Origin of the sequence: Streptomyces sp. NPDC006294, from assembly GCF_042870895.1 — a bacterium.
Classification (GTDB): Bacteria; Actinomycetota; Actinomycetes; order Streptomycetales; family Streptomycetaceae; genus Streptomyces.
On sequence record NZ_JBIAHV010000002.1, the window covers coordinates 303,782 to 319,395 of the forward strand.

14 protein-coding genes are annotated in these 15,614 nt (G+C 73.9%); 4 read left to right on the forward strand and 10 right to left on the reverse strand.

All coding sequences use genetic code 11. The features are described 5' to 3' along the window. Positions 1-205: 205 nt before the first annotated feature. From ACFYOP_RS04340 to ACFYOP_RS04360, 5 genes are all read right to left on the reverse strand, one after another. Positions 206-1,264 carry a putative sulfate exporter family transporter gene (locus tag ACFYOP_RS04340; protein WP_356890643.1) on the reverse strand — a complete coding sequence of 353 codons (1,059 nt, stop codon included), beginning with the start codon at positions 1,262-1,264 and terminating at the stop codon, positions 206-208. Next, positions 1,264-1,845 carry a cysteine dioxygenase family protein gene (locus tag ACFYOP_RS04345; RefSeq protein WP_356890641.1) on the reverse strand — a complete coding sequence of 194 codons (582 nt, stop codon included), beginning with the start codon at positions 1,843-1,845 and terminating at the stop codon, positions 1,264-1,266. Before ACFYOP_RS04345 ends, ACFYOP_RS04340 begins: the two co-directional genes overlap by 1 nt. Before the next feature lie 111 nt (positions 1,846-1,956). Further along, a complete protein-coding gene (locus ACFYOP_RS04350; RefSeq protein WP_356890639.1) occupies positions 1,957-2,862 on the reverse strand; it encodes a LysR substrate-binding domain-containing protein in 906 nt (301 codons plus the stop codon). 82 nt (positions 2,863-2,944) lie between these two features. Further along, positions 2,945-3,757, reverse strand: a complete 813-nt coding sequence (locus ACFYOP_RS04355) for an SAM-dependent methyltransferase (protein WP_356890637.1) — start codon at positions 3,755-3,757, stop codon at positions 2,945-2,947. Positions 3,758-4,114: 357 nt separating this feature from the next. Beyond that, the gene (locus tag ACFYOP_RS04360; RefSeq protein WP_356891175.1) at positions 4,115-5,074 is read right to left on the reverse strand and encodes a MerR family transcriptional regulator; all 960 of its coding nucleotides are present in this window, start codon (positions 5,072-5,074) and stop codon (positions 4,115-4,117) included. Positions 5,075-5,202: 128 nt separating this feature from the next. Here ACFYOP_RS04360 and ACFYOP_RS04365 point away from each other — a divergent pair, with 128 nt between their 5' ends. The 4 genes from ACFYOP_RS04365 to ACFYOP_RS04380 all read left to right on the forward strand — a co-directional run bounded on the left by ACFYOP_RS04365 (position 5,203) and on the right by ACFYOP_RS04380 (position 8,866). Then, positions 5,203-6,708, forward strand: a complete 1,506-nt coding sequence (locus ACFYOP_RS04365) for an alpha/beta hydrolase (RefSeq protein ID WP_356890635.1) — start codon at positions 5,203-5,205, stop codon at positions 6,706-6,708. A gap of 167 nt (positions 6,709-6,875) precedes the next feature. Continuing rightward, entirely contained in the window at positions 6,876-8,093 is a 1,218-nt protein-coding gene (locus ACFYOP_RS04370) for a serine hydrolase domain-containing protein (protein WP_356890633.1), read from the forward strand. A 117-nt stretch (positions 8,094-8,210) separates the two neighbouring features. Next, entirely contained in the window at positions 8,211-8,483 is a 273-nt protein-coding gene (locus tag ACFYOP_RS04375) for a hypothetical protein (protein WP_356890631.1), read from the forward strand. Beyond that, positions 8,444-8,866: a hypothetical protein gene (locus ACFYOP_RS04380; protein WP_356890629.1), complete on the forward strand. Its 423-nt coding sequence runs from the start codon at positions 8,444-8,446 to the stop codon at positions 8,864-8,866. The genes ACFYOP_RS04375 and ACFYOP_RS04380 overlap by 40 nt, the downstream gene beginning before the upstream one ends. A 33-nt stretch (positions 8,867-8,899) precedes the next feature. On the opposite strand, the gene ACFYOP_RS04385 is transcribed toward ACFYOP_RS04380, so the two are convergent. The 5 genes from ACFYOP_RS04385 to ACFYOP_RS04405 form a co-directional block, all read right to left on the reverse strand. Further along, complete coding sequence (locus ACFYOP_RS04385; protein ID WP_356890627.1) at positions 8,900-9,301, reverse strand: hypothetical protein; 402 nt, start codon at positions 9,299-9,301, stop codon at positions 8,900-8,902. A 129-nt stretch (positions 9,302-9,430) separates the two neighbouring features. Continuing rightward, positions 9,431-13,099 carry a WD40 repeat domain-containing serine/threonine-protein kinase gene (locus ACFYOP_RS04390; RefSeq protein ID WP_356890625.1) on the reverse strand — a complete coding sequence of 1,223 codons (3,669 nt, stop codon included), beginning with the start codon at positions 13,097-13,099 and terminating at the stop codon, positions 9,431-9,433. A 486-nt stretch (positions 13,100-13,585) separates the two neighbouring features. Continuing rightward, positions 13,586-14,467, reverse strand: a complete 882-nt coding sequence (locus ACFYOP_RS04395) for an alpha/beta hydrolase (protein WP_356890623.1) — start codon at positions 14,465-14,467, stop codon at positions 13,586-13,588. 254 nt (positions 14,468-14,721) lie between these two features. Further along, positions 14,722-15,117 (reverse strand): metalloregulator ArsR/SmtB family transcription factor, encoded by a 396-nt coding sequence (locus ACFYOP_RS04400; protein ID WP_356890621.1) that lies wholly within the window; start codon positions 15,115-15,117, stop codon positions 14,722-14,724. Beyond that, complete coding sequence (locus ACFYOP_RS04405) at positions 15,114-15,563, reverse strand: SRPBCC domain-containing protein (RefSeq protein ID WP_356890619.1); 450 nt, start codon at positions 15,561-15,563, stop codon at positions 15,114-15,116. The genes ACFYOP_RS04400 and ACFYOP_RS04405 overlap by 4 nt, the downstream gene beginning before the upstream one ends. Positions 15,564-15,614: the final 51 nt, after the last annotated feature.

The window sequence follows — 15,614 nt, forward strand, 5'->3', positions numbered from 1 at the left end:
GCGGAGCGGGCCGGGCGGTCCGGCCGATTCTTTGCGTATAGGTACATCACCGGTTCCCTATAGGCGTCGCCCGTACGGCGGGCATAGCTTCCGAGTGTGCCCGGGGCAGCCGGGATGCCGACCGGCCACGTCGTACCCCACATGCGACCGTAGCCGTGACGCCATGGGAGTCCCGGCCCCGGGCACAACAGAAGACACCTCTGGTTCAGCTCGCGACGAGCAGCACCCCGGCATACGACACGCCCGCCACGACCAGCCAGGCGGACAGCCCGAGGAGCGCCACGCGGCCGCCCGTGCGGGTGAGCGAGGGCAGGTCGACGGCGCTGCCCAGCCCGAACAGGGCGGCGGCCAGCAGCAGTTCCTGCGCGGTGCGTGCGGCGTCCAGTGCCTGCGCCGGCACCATCCCGGTGCTGCGCACCGCCACCGCGACGAGGAAGCCGACGACGAACAGCGGCACCAGCGGCACCCGATTGCGGCCGGTGTCGCGGCAGCCGGCCGTCCCGCTCCGCCCGCGACGCCGTACGGACAGCGCCACGACGGCGACCAGCGGTGCGAGCAGCGCCACCCGCATCAGTTTCACGAGCACGGCCTCGCCGAGCGCCGGGCCGCCGGCGGTCTGCGCGGTGGCGACGACCTGGCCGACGTCGTGCACACTGGCCCCGACCCAGCGGCCGAACTCCGCGTCGCCGAGCCCCAACGGCCCCTGGAGCACGGGCAGTACGACGATAGCGAGGGTCCCGCAGAGGGTCACCAGCGCCACGGCGGTGGCGGCGTCCCGTTCCTCGCTGTCCGTCGCCTCGCTCACCGCGCCGATCGCGGAGGCCCCGCAGATCGCGTATCCGGTGGCGACGAGCAGCGGCTGATCGCCGGGCAGCCCCAGGCGCCGCCCGAGCCACCAGGTCCCGAGCAGGGTGGCCGTCACGACGACGAGCACCATGGCCACGGTCGCCCAGCCCAGGCGGCGTACGTCGTCGAGGCCGAGTTGCAGCCCGAGGAGCACGATCCCGACGCGCATCAGCCGCTTGGCGGCGTACGACAGGCCGGGCCGGGCCGCTCCGCGCACCGCCGCCCGCAGCCGGGGCAGATGGGCGGCCAGGACGCCGAGCACCACGGAGGCGGTGAGCAGGGGCACGGCGGGCGCCAGCCGGTGGACGGACCAGGCGAGGGCGACGCCGAGCACCGCGAGCGCGAGCCCGTGCCGGCGGCGGGCGGCTGACCGGCCGCTGCGCGCCGGGGCGGCCGGGCGCTCCCGCAGGAGGGCCATCAGCGGTCGGCCGGCATGTCGTAGACGCGCCGGACGCTGGTGCCGAGGCGGGATATGTCGGCGCCGTAGACGTGCAGGGATATCGCGGCCGAGGGCCCGGCGTTCCACACCCGGTGGATGTCCCCGGGGGGCGCGAACCCGCAGAACTCGCCCTCTGCGTTGACCACGTCGGCGGTGGCGACGAGCCGTGCCGTGCGCTCCGTGCCCGCCGCGGGGACGAGCCGGTAGCGGCGCTCGTGCTCCTGTCCCTCGTGGACGCCCGTGGTGCACCAGGAGACGTGGTCGTGGACGGACGTCCCCTGGCCGGGCAGCCAGACGAGCGCCACCACGGAGAAACTGCCGTCGTGTTCGGCGTGCAGGAGATGCTGGCGGTAGCGGACCGGGTCGCTCTCGCGCTGCTCGTCCGTGAGCAGGTCGGCGGCGCCGAGGTGCGGCGCGAGGCGCTCGCCGACCAGGTACGCCGTGAGGTCGGGCGGCAGTCCGCGCCCGACCGCCTCGCGCACGTCGGCGATCAGGGCGTCGAGCCGTTCGGTGGTGCGGGCGGCGGTGAAGGCGCCCGGTGCGGTGGATGCCGGTGTCATAGGGGCAGCGTCGGACCCGGCGACCATGACGTCCAACGACGCCTTCTTCGCAGATCCCAAGCGGTGCTTATGGGTGCGGGCGGGCCGACGGGCCCGGGAGGAAGGCCGGTGTCAGCAGCCGGTCTTGTTCGCGGCGACCGTCCGCAGTTCGTCGAGCACGAGCGCCGTCGCGGGCACGCGCAGATGCTCCCGCAGCACATACGCGGAGATCTTGCGCCGCGTGGCGGGCTGCAGCGGACGCCCGGCGACATGCGCGTGGCGCATGAAGTGCAGTACGAGCGACGGGACCATGGCGACCCCCAGCCCTGCCGCGACCAGGCTCTGCACGGCGAGGTTGTCGTCCGTCATGAAGGCGATGTCCGGTACGAATCCGGCCTCCGCGCACTCGTGGAGGAGGTTGGCGCGGCAGCGCGGGCAGCCCGCTATCCAGCGTTCGCCCGCGAGGTCGGTGAGCCGTACGACCCGCCGCCGGGCCAACTGGTGCCCGGCGGGCAGCAGTACGGTCAGCTGGTCCTCGAGGAGCGGTATCTCCACCAGGTCGTCGGGGACCTGCTCGTGCAGACCCGGGTAGGTGAAGGCGAGGGACACGTCGCACTCGCCGCGTGCGAGGCGGCGCAGCGACTCGGGCGGCTCGTTCTCCAGCAGGTCGATACGGATGGCCGGATGCGCCACCGTGAGCCGGGCCAGCGTCTCCGGTACGAGGGTGGAGTTGGCGCTCGGGAAGGCGCAGAGGCGGACCCGGCCGGCACGCAGCCGGGTGAGCGCGTTCATCTGCTCCTGGGCGGCCGACATGGAGTCGAGGATGGTCGTCGCGTGTCCGGCCAGCGCCTCGCCCGCCTCGGTGAGCCGCATCTTTCGGCCCACGCGGACGAACAGGGGCGTGCCGACGTCCCGTTCGAGGGCCTTCATCTGCTGGGTGATCGCCGGCTGGGTATAGCCCAGGGCGCGGGCGGCGGCCGAGTAGGAACCGGCCTTGACCACCTCGTGGAACGTCTTGATGTGCCGGGAATCGAACACCGGTGCATCATAAGCCGAATTTGGGGGCCGGTAAGGGCCTGCCCCCGCCCCAGTCGGCCGGGGTGCGTCGAGCTCTGTCGGGTTACGGCTTGCGGGCCACCGCGCCGTACAGCGAGATCACCGCGCTCTCGTCGACGGCCTCGTCGACGGCGAGCTCGGGGTGCCAGTCGGTGAGCTGGACGAGACCGGGCTCCACGGTCTCCAGGCCGTCGAAGAACCGGGTGATCTCGTCACGCGTGCGCGGCGCGAGGGTGACGCCCCCCGCCGCGTACATGGCCACACCGCGCCCGACGGCGTCCGGGTCGAAGTCGGCGGTGAGCTGCGACAGGACGAGGTAGCTCCCGGAGGGCAGCTCGTCGACGAGCCGGGCGACCAGGTCGTGCGGACCGTCGTCGTCCCCGAGGAAGTGCGTCAGCGCCACCAGGGAGAGAGCGACGGGGCGGGTGAAGTCCAGGCTCTTGCGGGCCTGTTCCATGATGCGCGCGGGCTCGCGGACATCGGCCTGGACATAGTCCGTGACGCCCTCGGGGGTGCTGCGCAGCAGGGCCTCGGCGTGCTTCAGCACGATCGGGTCGTTGTCGGTGTAGACGACGCGGGACTCGGGGGCGATGCCCTGGGCCACCTGGTGCAGATTGGGCTCGGTGGGGATTCCGGTGCCGATGTCGAGGTACTGCCGGATCCCGGCCTCGCGGGCGAGCCAGCGGGTGACGCGCTGCATGAACCAGCGGTTCGTCCTGGCCACGTGCTTGGCCGTCCCGTCGACGCCCATGATGTGCCGGCCGAGCTCCTCGTCGACCTGGTAGTTGTCCTTGCCGCCGAGGAACCAGTCGTACACCCGGGCCGGGTGCGGCCTGGTCGTGTCGATCCGTACGGCGGCCGGCTCTGTCCCGGTCATACGAGGCTCCCTGGATGCTCTGCGTCCGCGCTCTTCCGGTCTCTTCCGGCCGGACGGTCCCGTGATCCTCGCAGGAGGCACCCGTGCGCGGCAAGCAACTCCGGCTTTGAGCTGGGCAGTTCACTTGACGAGGCCTGTCGGCCCCAGGGGTCGTCGGTCCCTGGGGCGGGCGGGAGTTCGGGCCGCGGCAGCCGGGGGTGAGCCGCGACCTGGCGGGCGAGGCGGCCGAGCGGTGCGATGTGCGGCCGGCCGCTCGAGGGCCACGACGACATCAGCGGCCTGCTGACCGCGGGGCCGCGCCCGGCCCCGGGCGGGTTCCGGTCGGCCGACGGGCGGTGGGGGTCCCCGGGCGGGGCTTCAGGCCGCGGGCCGGGCCGCGCGGGTGTCCAGGGCGGCGCAGAGCCAGTCGTGGGCGGCGCCCGCGGTCGGTTCCGACGGGCCGCGGAGTTCGGCGGCCAGCTCCCAGTACCGGTCGATTCGCGGGTCCTGGGCGAGCCGGCCGCTGAGCCCGCGGCGGAACGCGGGCGTGTCGCGGGCGCCGCAGGCGTGGGCGTAGGCGGAGACGAAGCAGTCGAGCGCCTCCCCCGGCCGCGGCGCCCGCTGCGAACGCAGTTCCGCCGACGCCAGCGCGTACGCCTCGGCGAGCCCGTCGTAGAGCACGGCCGGACGGAACCCGGCTTCCGGCTGGTGTGCCGCGGGCTGGCACGGCCCGGTGCCCGAGCAGTCGCCGGAGGTGAGGGCGTGCAGCCGGGCGAAGGCCAGTACCTGTTCCGGGGCCGGGTCGGCCGGCGGATGCGGGACCGCCTCTTCGACGATCGCGGAGACCAGCCGGGCCGGGAGCCGCGCGGGCAGCAGCCAGCGACGCCAGAAGCGCGCCACCGGCGCGGTGCTCGGCGGGGCGGACACCGCGCCGATCAGGCGCAGCCGTTCGACGCGCTCGTCCGGGGCGCAGTCCTGGAGGAGCTGGAGGGCGGCCTCCCGCCAGCGCAGCTCGGCCAGCCGGGAGCCGACTTCCCGCAGCTGCCTCGCGACGACATCCTCCAGCGCGTCCTCCTGGTCGAGGACCCGGCCCACGTCGGGGACCGGCAGGTCGAGGGTGCGCAGCGAGCGGATCAGCCGGAGCCGCTCGACGGCCTCGGGCCCGTACCGGCGGTGGCCTCCGCTGCTGCGGGCCGCTTCGGGCAGCAGGCCGCGGTCGGAGTAGAAGCGGACCGTCTTGACGGTGACGCCGGTCCGCTCGGCGAGTTCTCCGATGCTCCACAGGCCGTCGGGCGAGGCCGTGGGACCACCGGGCCAGGGCCCGCGGTCGCCGGGCATCACGTCAAGGAGCGGGCCGTCGTCGGACAAGACTTGAACCTCCCTCAGGGGGAGTTCCTACGGTACCCGGCAGGACGGACGGCCCGGGCGGCCGGCCGTGCGGGACCGAGGTATGCGAGGAGACGTTCATGACGGCATTCATCCTGGTGGCGGGCACCTTCACCGGCGGCTGGGTCTGGCGGGAGGTGGCCGGCCGGCTCCAGGAGGCGGGGACGCGGGCGTATCCGGTGACGCTCACCGGCATGGGCGACCGCCGGCAGTCGGCGGGCCCCGGCACGGATCTGGAGACGCACATCCAGGACGTGGTGCGGCTGATCGACGAGGTGGACGCGCCGGAGGTGGTGCTCGTCGGCCACGACTACGGCATCCATCCGGTGCTCGGCGCGGCCGACCGGCGCCCGGAGCGGATCGCCCGCGTCGTCCATCTGGACGCGGGCATGCCACAGGACGGTGACCCGGCGCTCCGGCTGGTGACCGACCAGGCGGTCCGCGACCACCTGTCGCAGCCGGCCGCCACCGACGACGACCGGCGGGTCCTGCCGCCGGCCGCCGGCGGGTGGCAGCGCTGGGGCAGCACCGCCGGGCTCTCCGACGCGGCACTGGCCCGGCTCACCGATCTGGCCGCTCCGCAGCCGCGGGCCACCCTCACCCAGCCCCTCCGGCTGACCGGCGCGGCGTCCCGGCTGCCGACGACCGGTGTCCTGTGCACGGAGAACGGGTCGAGCATCGCCCTCGTCGAGGCGATGGTGGGCCTGGGCGACCCCCGCCTGGAGGCGCTCACCGACCCGAGGGTGACGTTCTTCGAACTCGGCACCGGGCACTGGCCGATGCTCTCCTCCCCCGGCGAACTGGCCGAGGCGCTGCTCCAGGCCGCCGCCGGCGAAGGACACCGCGTCTCCGGGCGGGCCGGCGAAATCCCCGCCCATCTGCGGCCCTTCCTCCTCGACGTGCCCGAGCAGCGCCGCGAGCGGCTGGGCAAGGTGGACCTCCATCTGCCGGACGCCGACGGCCCGCGCCCCGCCGTCATCCTCGTCCACGGCGGCCCGGTACCCGCGGAGGTGCGGCCGACCCCGCGCGACTGGCCTGGCTTCACCGGCTACGCCCAGTACCTGGCGAGCCAGGGCGTGATCGGCGTGACCCTGGACCACGGCCTGCACAGCCTCGCCGACTACGGGCACGCCGCGGAGGACCTGGCCGCGGCGGTCGCTCTCGTACGGGCCGATCCGCGCGTCGACGGAGAACGCGTCGCGCTCTGGTTCTTCTCCGCCGGCAGCCCGCTGTCCGCGGACTGGCTGGCGTCTCCTCCGGCATGGCTGCGGTGCGTGGCCGCGACGTACCCCGTCCTCGCGCCGCTGCCGAGCTGGGGACTCTCCGACACCCGCTTCCGGCCCGCGACCGCGGTGCGGGACGCGGGACGGCTGCCGATCGTGCTGACCCGGGTGGAGCTGGAGATCGCGGAGATCGCGGCGACGGTCGAGGAGTTCCTGACCGCGGCCGAGGACTGCGAGGCCGCGATCGAGATCATCGACGTGCCCGGCGGCCACCACGGCTTCGAGACGATCGACCACACCGATGCGGCCCGCACCGCGGTGACCCGCGCGGTGGCCTCCGTGCTGGGGCATCTGCGGAGCTGAGACACCCCCGTCGGACACCGGGTGTTGCCCGCGAGCGGCCGCGGTCACCGGCTGCTCGCGGGCCTCGGGGCGGGCCCCTGTCCGAGTCCCGCACGGGGTCGGACCGATGAGTTCTCGGCGCCGTGGCGGTCCTCGCTTACGTCCGCGCACAGCGAGAAGGTGGCCTCATGACCAACCCCGGGACCGACCCCGCATCCGACCCGACGACCCCTCCCGCGACCGACACCGCGACCGGCCTCGGCGGGGTGCTGAGCAAGCATGTCGACAGCGGGTCGGTGCCGGGCGCGGTGGCCCTCGTCGCCCGTGGCGACCAGGTGGAGGTCCGGACCGCCGGCCAGGTCGACGTGGCCGGCACCGCTCCGATGGCCAGGGACTCGATCTTCCGTATCGCCTCGATCACCAAGCCCGTCGTCGCCGCGGCGGTCATGATGCTCGTCGACGACGGCAGGATCGGGCTGGAGGATCCCGTCGACGCATGGCTGCCGGAGTTGGCCGACCGGATGGTCGTCCGCACGCCGCAGAGCCCTGTCGACGACGTGGTCCCGGCGGTCCGGCCGATCACCGTGTCCGATCTGCTGACGTCCCGCGCCGGGTACGGTTTTCCGTCCGACTTCTCCCTGCCGGCGCTCGCACCCCTGGTCGACGAGTTGAAGCAGGGCCCGCCGCAGCCGCAGGCCGTCCCGGCGCCCGACGCGTGGCTGGCGGCGCTGTCCCGGATCCCGCTGCTGTACCAGCCGGGCGAGGCATGGCTCTACAACATCTGCTCCGACATCCAGGGCATGCTGATCGCCCGGGTCTCGGGCAGCCCGCTGCCCGACTTCCTCGCCGAGCGGGTCTTCGCGCCGCTCGGCATGGCGGACACCGGCTTCCATGTCCCCGCCGACCGACTCGACCGCTTCACCGGCTACTACCTGCCCGGCCAGGACGGCGGACTGGCACCGGCCGACCCCGCCGACGCCGGCAGCCAGTGGAGCAGCCCGCCCGCCTTCCCGTCCGGCGCGGGCGGCCTCGTCTCGACCGTGGACGACTACCACGCCTTCGCCCGCATGCTCCTCGCCGAAGGCGCCGCTGCCGACGGCCGCCGCCTGCTCACCCCGGAGTCGGTACGTCAGATGACCACCAACTGCCTCACCCCGGACCAGCGCAAGGCCGGCGGCCTGTTCCTGGAGGGCCTCGGCTGGGGCTTCGGCGGCGCGGTCGACGTCGAGGCGATCGAGCCGTGGAGCGTCCCCGGCCGCTACGGCTGGGTCGGCGGCACGGGCACCGCCGCCCACATCACGCCGTCGACGGGGGCGATCACGATCCTGCTGACGCAGGTACAGATGTCGGGCCCGTCGTTCCCGGAGCCGATGCGGGACTTCTGGCGGTACGCGGCGACGGTGTGAGAGAGGGCTCGCTCATGGCCGCCGTGGGAGGGAGTGCGCCCGCTCGGCGGCTCCTCCCGCTCCCGGGGCCGTAAATCCGAATGCGGCGTGGCCGGGACACGTCCCACACGTTCTCTCGTGATTTCCTTGCAGCCCGTTCTCGAGACGTACTCCTCCGCCGGGTTCGACCTCTGGCCGGTGGCCGACTCCGCGCCGTACGGCTTCCTCGCCCTCGACGGCACGCTCGGCCCCACCCAGGTCGGCACGGCGGTGATGCGCATCGCCTCCTGCAACGACGTCGACCCGGAGCAGGACGGCCGTCCGCCCCGCCCCGCCGACCCGCTGGGGGCTTTCTGCACGGACTGCTCACGATGCCCGACCCCCTCTTCGCGGCCGGGGGCCTGCGCGTGACCGACACCGTCGTCGGCACGACCCTGGTGCCGGGCTGCTGCACCGGGCTGGAGGACTGGCGCGAGTGGTTCGACGTGGTCGAGGCGGACCGTGACGGTGGCCTGGGATGGTTCGGCCACGACCCGTCGCCGATGGCTGAACGCGTCGGCGACGTCGTCCGGTTGACGGTCGACGCGGAGCGGGACGACAGCCCCGTCATCGAGGTTCCCGTCGGCGACCTGCGTGTCCTGCTCGCCGGCGCCGAGCGCGACCTGGCCGCCTTCCTCATGCTGGCCGCGGACTGGGCGACCGCCCGACTCCCGGGCCACGCGGGCCCCGTCACCGCCGCCCTGGCCCGCGCGCTGGACATGCCGGTGCCACCATCCGGAACGCCGACGCGATAGTCCGGAGGTCGGACTGAGACTTCTACCGCGGCGTCACGACTCCCGTGCGTCGGCCGGCCGGTCCAGCTCGCGCATGGCTTCGGAGTGCGCGCTCATCCGGGAGCTCAGGAGGCCGACGGTCAGCAGCGTCACACCGGCGGCAGAGACGGGCACGGAGAGGCCGAGCACGGCCACGGCCTCGGGCCGGTCGCGTTCGTTCTCGCACCAATCGCCCCGCTGGAGCCCCTCGTTGGCCGTGCCCCACTCCGTAAACAGGCGCGACCGGCATTGATGGGGCGAACGGTCGTCCGGATCCTCGGCGACCTGGTACGGCGTGAGCAGCAGCACGGCGCACCACGCCCACAGGATCGTCGCCAGTGACCACAGGCCGATGCCCCAGTTGCGTGTTCTCCAGGCCCGCTCCCGGAAACCCAGGTCGTATTCTCGTGGTCGCACAACCGGCGACGCCACCAGCCACCGCACATGCGCCCCACGCCGGAGAAGACAGGCGGCCGGGCACCGGCCGGCCTGATCCGGCAGGCCGCGCCCGCGGGCATTCGGACCCCGCGGAATCACCGCGTGGTGTCAGCACAGGCTGCGGTAGGACGCGTCCGGCACGTAGGTCTCCCACTCCTCGCGGGTGATGTCCCGGCCCGTCCTTTCGCAGATACCGGCGGCGATCCGGTCGGGCGACAGGTCGATGGTCGTGACGTCGGCGTCGCTGAGGACGCGCAGCGCCCCGTTGCCGAGAGACATGGCGTCGATCCGGCGCCCCGTGGGCGTGACCGGGAGACCGAGGGCGATGAGGGCTTCGACGTCCCACAGCTGGACGGACTCACCACCGACGACCGCGGCGAGCAGCGTGCCGTCGGCGGAGAAGGACGGGCTGGTCGCCCGGTCGCCGGAGCGGGAACCGCCGTGGACGGTGGGGCCCGGCAGGACGGCGACCCGCTCACGGGCACGGCCGTCCCACAGTTCCATCCAGCCGGAGTCCTTCAGGACGGCGAGACGGCTGCCGTCGGGGGAGAAGGCCAGGTCGGTCGTGGGACCGGCGCCGAAGGGCGCCCGGCGGACGCGTCCGCTCCCGAGGTCGAGCACCTCGCCGGCGGTGGTGACGAGCAGCTTGCCGTCGGGACTGAAGCGGGCCCGTGCGTCGTACGCCTTGGACCGGTGGACACGTTCACCTGTGCTCACGTCCCAGACGTCGACGTAGCCGTCCGCGCCGCTCGGCACACCGACCGGGAAATGGGCGAAGGCGACATGCCGCCCGTCGGGCGAGAGGACCAGATGATGCACGTCGTGATTCTTCGGCGTGGGCAGGGTGGCCGTCTCCTTCCCGGTCCGGGTGTCGTGCACGACGACGACCAGTTCCCTGGCGCTCTCCGGTCCGCGCCACGTGGCGTAGGCGATCCGGTCGCCCCGGTCGCTCGCCGCGCTCGGCAGGACGGCAGCCACCGCCTGGCCGGGACCACGTGTCTGGACGAACGGCTCCCCCATGGTCCGGCCGGTGCGCATGTCCACCACGGACAGCTTCAGCGGGGCGTCGTAGTCGTGGTCGTCGGCGGCCGCTTCCCCGCTCCTGACCAGCCCGACACCGCCGTCCGGGGAGAGCCCGACGCCTTCGCTGTCCGCGTGTTCTTCGGCGCCTTGCAGCGCGGAGGTCAGATCGAGCCGGTGGAGTTGGCTGCTGGCCCGCGTGGTGTAGGTCAGGGTGGCGGTCGGTTCGTCGAGGGCCGCCTGGTTCACGTCCCAGCGGCTGCCGTCACGGCCGCCGCGCTCGGTGACCGTGAGCAGCGGCTCCCGCGAGCCGCTGCTCGGCCAGACCTCGACGCCCTTCTCGGCGGAGTGCCCGACGACGAACCGTCCCTGGGCACTGAGCCGGACCCGGTCCAGGTCGATGTCGGCGTCGCCCACCGCACGGCCGTCCCGCGCGTCGACGACATGCAACCGGCCGTCGGAGCGCAGCAGGACGCGGCCGCCGTCCCCGCTGAATCCGAGGACGGACTTGCAGGACGGGGCGCTGTTCCCGATGGGGGCCGGACGGCCGCCGACGAAGCTCCAGAGCATCAGCCCCGACACCGTGCAGGCGGCGTATCGGGTGCCGTCCGGCGACAGGACCCCTTTGCCGAAACCACGGGCGAAGCGGTCCGACGTGACGATCGGGGTGCCGGACGGCGACAGCAGGCGGTACGCCTCGCCCTTGCTGTCGGAGAGAAGCACATGCCCCTTGTCGGACAGTTGCACGGGGCGCCAGCCGCGCCGTCCGGGGAATGCCTTGCCGGCGGCCTTGCCGTCGTCCGTGGACACGATCCGGTAGGCGCCGCTCTCCTCGATCAGTGCCAGCAGCCTGCCGTCCGGACTGACCACGGGCGGTTGCGCGCTACTGGCGCCGGTCGAACCCTCGTGGGTGAAGGCCGGGCGCTGCGCGGCTTCCGCGTCCGCGGTGAGATTCCAGGAGCGGGTGACCGACGGCGCGTAGCTCAGGACCCGGCCGCCGTTCGAGGCCAGCACCGTGCCGACGCTGTCGCCCGGACCGTGCGCGGGCAGCTGGACGAAGGCCGACTCGCGCTGGGTGGCCGCCGAATACAGCGCGGAACGCGCCTCCGGAGTAGGCGAGACACGCCAGGCGGCCAGGCTGAGCAGCAGGGCCGTGTCAGGGGCGGAACCGCGCAGGTTGTCCGCGGCCTGGGCGACCGAACGGGCTGTGGCCTCGGCACGCTGCCGCTCGCTCTCCTGGAGCTGGGACCAGGCAAGCACGCCGGCCACGAGGGCCAGCACCGCGAGAACGGCGGTGGCGGACAGCACCTGCCGCCTGCGCCGCGCGGTGCGGGCGCCTCGCTCCCGGGCCGCGGTGAGGAAGCGGAGCTCCAGCGGGTTGGGGCGCAGCCCGAAGGAAGGGGCGGCCAGCCAGTCCAGACAGGTACGCAAGGCCGTGCCCTGCATCAGATCCTCGGGACGCTCCCCGTGGTCCTTCCAGGCCCGTGCCGCCTGTCCGACAGTGCGGTGGACCGCCAGGCCCACCCGTTCGGCGGCGACCGCGCCGCGCAGCCGGGGCCAGGCCGGGAGCAGTGCGGCGCTGACGGGGCGCACGGAGTCGTCGCCGCCGACGACCAGGACCCCGGCGGCGGCGAGCCCTGCGACGGCCTGCCACAGGGAGCGGTGCTCGTTCTGCGGCCGCTCGCCGTACAACTCGTCCGCCGTGGCCGTACGGACCGAGTCCTGCGAGCCGTCGGCGGCGTCGCCCGGCACGACCAGTCGCAGCAGCACCTCCACGGCGGCGAACTGCGCCTGGGCGGGAAGCTCCAGGAAGGCGGCCTCGGCCCGGTCGCCGAGCGGAGGGACCACGGCCGTCGACCCGGACCGTACGCCGACGCCGCCGTCGGGCGGGGACGCGGCGCGGCGCGTGCCGGCCTGCAGGAGTCCGGTGGCGCCGCCCTCCTCTGCCGCGGGAGTGCCGTTCGCCCCGCCGACCAGACCGAGGAGCAGTTCCTGGGCCGTGGGCCGCGACGACGGCTCCTTGGCCAGTGCCGACGAGACCAGCGGGCGGATGGGCTCGGGTATCGCGGACAGGTCGGGCTCGACGGACGCCGTGCGGTAGGCGACCTCGGCCAGATTCTCCCCGCGGAACGGTTCCGTGGCGCTCGCCGCGTAGAGGACGACCGCGCCCCAGGCGAACACGTCCGCCGCCGCGCCGGCCCTCCCGCCGGACAGGACCTCGGGCGCCATGTAGCCGAGGGTGCCCATCATCGCCCCGGTCGCGGTCAGGGACATGTCGGGCGCTCGGGCGATGCCGAAGTCGATGATGCGCGGCCCGTCGGGCCCCAGCAGGATGTTGCCCGGTTTGAGGTCGCGGTGGATGACTCCCGCACCGTGGATGGCGGCGAGAGCCGTCGCGGCGCCGGTCGCGAGCCGCACGACGGAGTCGTCGTCCAGCGGCCCGCCCGAGCGCACCCGGTCACCGAGTGTGGGCCCCGCCACGAACTCGCTCACCAGGTACGGCGTTTCCCCGTCGGACGACACGTCGAGAACACGCGCCGTGCAGAACGAGGCGACCCTGCGCGCCGCTTCCGCCTCCTTGGTGAACCGGCTCCGCACGAACGGAGCGGCCCCCGGGTGGAGCACCTTGAGGGCGACGCGGTCACCGGCGGCGTCGTACGCCTCGTACACCACGCCCTGCCCGCCGGTCCCGAGACGCGACGCCAGCCAGTACCCGCCGACCCGCTCAGGGTCCTCTGCCGTCAGCGCGGAACCCAACAGTCTTCCCCCCGTGGCGAGTTGTGCGCACCGGCGTGATCACCGGCAGCGCTGCCCGCGAGGATACCGGCCGCCCCCGACATCCCGGTGAGCGGCCGAGACCGGCCCCGACCGCGGCCGGGGCCGGTCCCTCATCGGCGCCGGGGCGGGCCCCGCAGGCGACGTGGCGAACGCGACGGTCCCTGCCAGGATCACTGCCGAATCAGCCGCTTGCCGACACCCGGGCCGCCGGCGCGGGCCACCGGCGGCCGGGCGGGCGGGCGGGCCCATGGTCGGTATTGGAGGCGCCGGCGCCCGGCGCACGGGGTCACGCCCGGTGCGGGGGCTTGCCCGGTGCGAGGGCCGTTCGGGGCCCGGTGCGAGGGCCGTTCGGGGCCCGGTGCGTGACCGACCGCTCGAGGGCCTGTGCCGCCGTGTTGCGGTGCCTCTGTGCTGCGGCGACTCCGTGGCGTCGCGCCGTCGCGGCGCACGGGTGCCTCCTCGACGTCAGCCGGTGCCGTCCAGTACCTCGCGCAGCCGCTGGGCGAATTCCTCCGGCGCGCCCGCATGGCCGAACTCCCCGCCCAGGAACCCCGCGTGGTGGGACGGGAAGACGGTCACCCCGATGTCCAGCCGGGCGGCGATCTCCGCCGCGGTGCGGGCGCAGAACTGGCCCTCGGACTCCTTGCCCGCCGCCACGACGATGCGTGTGGAGGCGGTACGGAGAGCGGGAAAGTCGGGCAGGTAGCCGGTGCAGCGGCGCAGGTTCTGGCCCAGCAGCGGGTCGTCGCGGGAGCCGTCGTCCTCGGCCGGCAGCCCGAAGGCGGCCGGGTCGGGGGCCGGCTCGTCGGCGGGGTTGTCGGGGTTGTCGGGGAAGGGTCCCTGCCGGCTGGTCAGCGCGATGAACTTGGCCATCGCCGGTCCCATGCCGTCACGGAGGTACGTCGCGTGGATGTCCTCACAGGCGGCCAGCGCCGCCTCGCGGTCCGGCAGGACCTGTGCCGCCGGCGGCTCGTGCGCGACGAGGGTCCGCACCAGTTCCGGGCGCCGCGCCGCCAGGGCGAGCGCGTTGACGGCCTCACCGCTGCTGGCGAACATGTCCACCGCGCCGGCGCCGAGCGCCTCGATCACGCGCCGCAGGTCGTCGGCGTGCTCCTCCGGACCGACTTCCGGCGCGGCGTCCGTGCGGACGCTGCGCGCGGTTCCCCGGGGGTCGTAGGTGACGACGGTACGGTCCGTGAAATGCGAGGCAAGCGTGACGAACCCGCCGGCGTCCATGGGCGAGCCGACCAGGAACAGGGCGGGCTCCCCGGCTCGGTCGGCGTACCGGATGTCGTACTGGAGCGTGGCACCGGGGGCGTCCAGCGTGCGGGTCTCGATCTCGGCCATGTGCGTCTCCTCAGATCCTTGCTGTCACGAGTAGAGACCCGCGCCCCCGGCGGAACTCATCGCTCGTGCGGATCGATCCTTCGCGGGACCCGGCCTCCCCGCCCGCTGCCCGCCAGGGAGGGGGAAGCAGCGTGCGGCGGCCGGGGGACGAGCCGCTGCCGCCGGCCGGGGACCGGAGCCGGTCCCGGTCCCCGGACAAAGATCCCTCAGCCGAGATCTGCCTCCCCCGTCCACAACCTCCCGGGACAGAACAGCTAGCTCTGATCCCGCCCCTCGTCCTGCGACCCGTCAGGTGCTCCGTCCCCCCGCTCCGCCGCTTCGGCGATGCGCTTGATGTTCGCCAGCCGCCGGTCCCAGTCGGAGGCGAGTGCGGCCATCCAGCGTGCCGTCACGTTCAGCGCCGCGGGCCGTACCGCGTACCGCACCTCGCGTCCGACCCGGCGGCCCGAGACCAGCCCGGCGGCGTCCAGGACGGCGAGGTGCTTGACGACCGCCTGCCGGGAGACGGGAAGCCGCTCGGCGAGCTTCGTCGCGGTGACCTCGCCCTGCTCGGCCAGCAGGTCGAGCAGCTGCCGGCGTGTCGGGTCGGCCAGCGCGGCCAGGACACCGTCGACGTCCTCGGCCGCGCCGCGCCGCGGTTGGTCGGTCACGCGGACGCCGGCTCCTCGACGCGCTTCCTGAACGCGTCCAGCACCTGGGGCCAGCCGCCGGCGTTGTCCTCCAGCGCCTTGCTTCGCAGTTCCTCGGAGCCGACCAGCGCCGCGAACCCGCTCTCGACGACGCGCAGCCGCGTCTTGTCGCCCTCCGCGGTCAGGGTGAACTCGACGAGGGTGCTGTTGTCCTCGCGCAGCTCTTCCCCCGGGAACGCGCTGGCCCAGCGGTACGCCAGGTAGGCGGGCGGCTCCACCTTCTCCACGCGTACGGGGAAGTCGCCGTACTTGGCGTTCCTGGCCACGATCGACGCGCCCTCCTCGGCCACGGTGCCGGCCAGGCCGTCCGTGTCGTCCACCCAGAAGCCGGGCTCGGCCACCAGCGGCCAGACCCGCTCCACGGGTGCGGCGATCAGTGTTTCCCGTTCGATCCGGTCCTCGCTCATGAGTGGCTCCTTCGTCCGTCACCATCGAGTGCAATCGTGCAACTCCAGAGT

Excerpts from the sequence above, each read along its gene's own strand:
- ACFYOP_RS04360 (WP_356891175.1), bottom strand. The coding sequence starts at position 5,074 with ATGCCCGGCGACCGCGGGCCCTGGCCCGGTGGTCCCACGGCCTCGCCC.
- ACFYOP_RS04355 (WP_356890637.1), bottom strand. The coding sequence starts at position 3,757 with ATGACCGGGACAGAGCCGGCCGCCGTACGGATCGACACGACCAGGCCG.
- ACFYOP_RS04370 (WP_356890633.1), top strand. The coding sequence starts at position 6,876 with ATGACCAACCCCGGGACCGACCCCGCATCCGACCCGACGACCCCTCCC.
- ACFYOP_RS04340 (WP_356890643.1), bottom strand. The coding sequence starts at position 1,264 with ATGGCCCTCCTGCGGGAGCGCCCGGCCGCCCCGGCGCGCAGCGGCCGG.
- ACFYOP_RS04345 (WP_356890641.1), bottom strand. The coding sequence starts at position 1,845 with ATGACACCGGCATCCACCGCACCGGGCGCCTTCACCGCCGCCCGCACC.
- ACFYOP_RS04405 (WP_356890619.1), bottom strand. The coding sequence starts at position 15,563 with ATGAGCGAGGACCGGATCGAACGGGAAACACTGATCGCCGCACCCGTG.
- ACFYOP_RS04380 (WP_356890629.1), top strand. The coding sequence starts at position 8,444 with ATGCCCGACCCCCTCTTCGCGGCCGGGGGCCTGCGCGTGACCGACACC.
- ACFYOP_RS04395 (WP_356890623.1), bottom strand. The coding sequence starts at position 14,467 with ATGGCCGAGATCGAGACCCGCACGCTGGACGCCCCCGGTGCCACGCTC.
- ACFYOP_RS04365 (WP_356890635.1), top strand. The coding sequence starts at position 5,203 with ATGACGGCATTCATCCTGGTGGCGGGCACCTTCACCGGCGGCTGGGTC.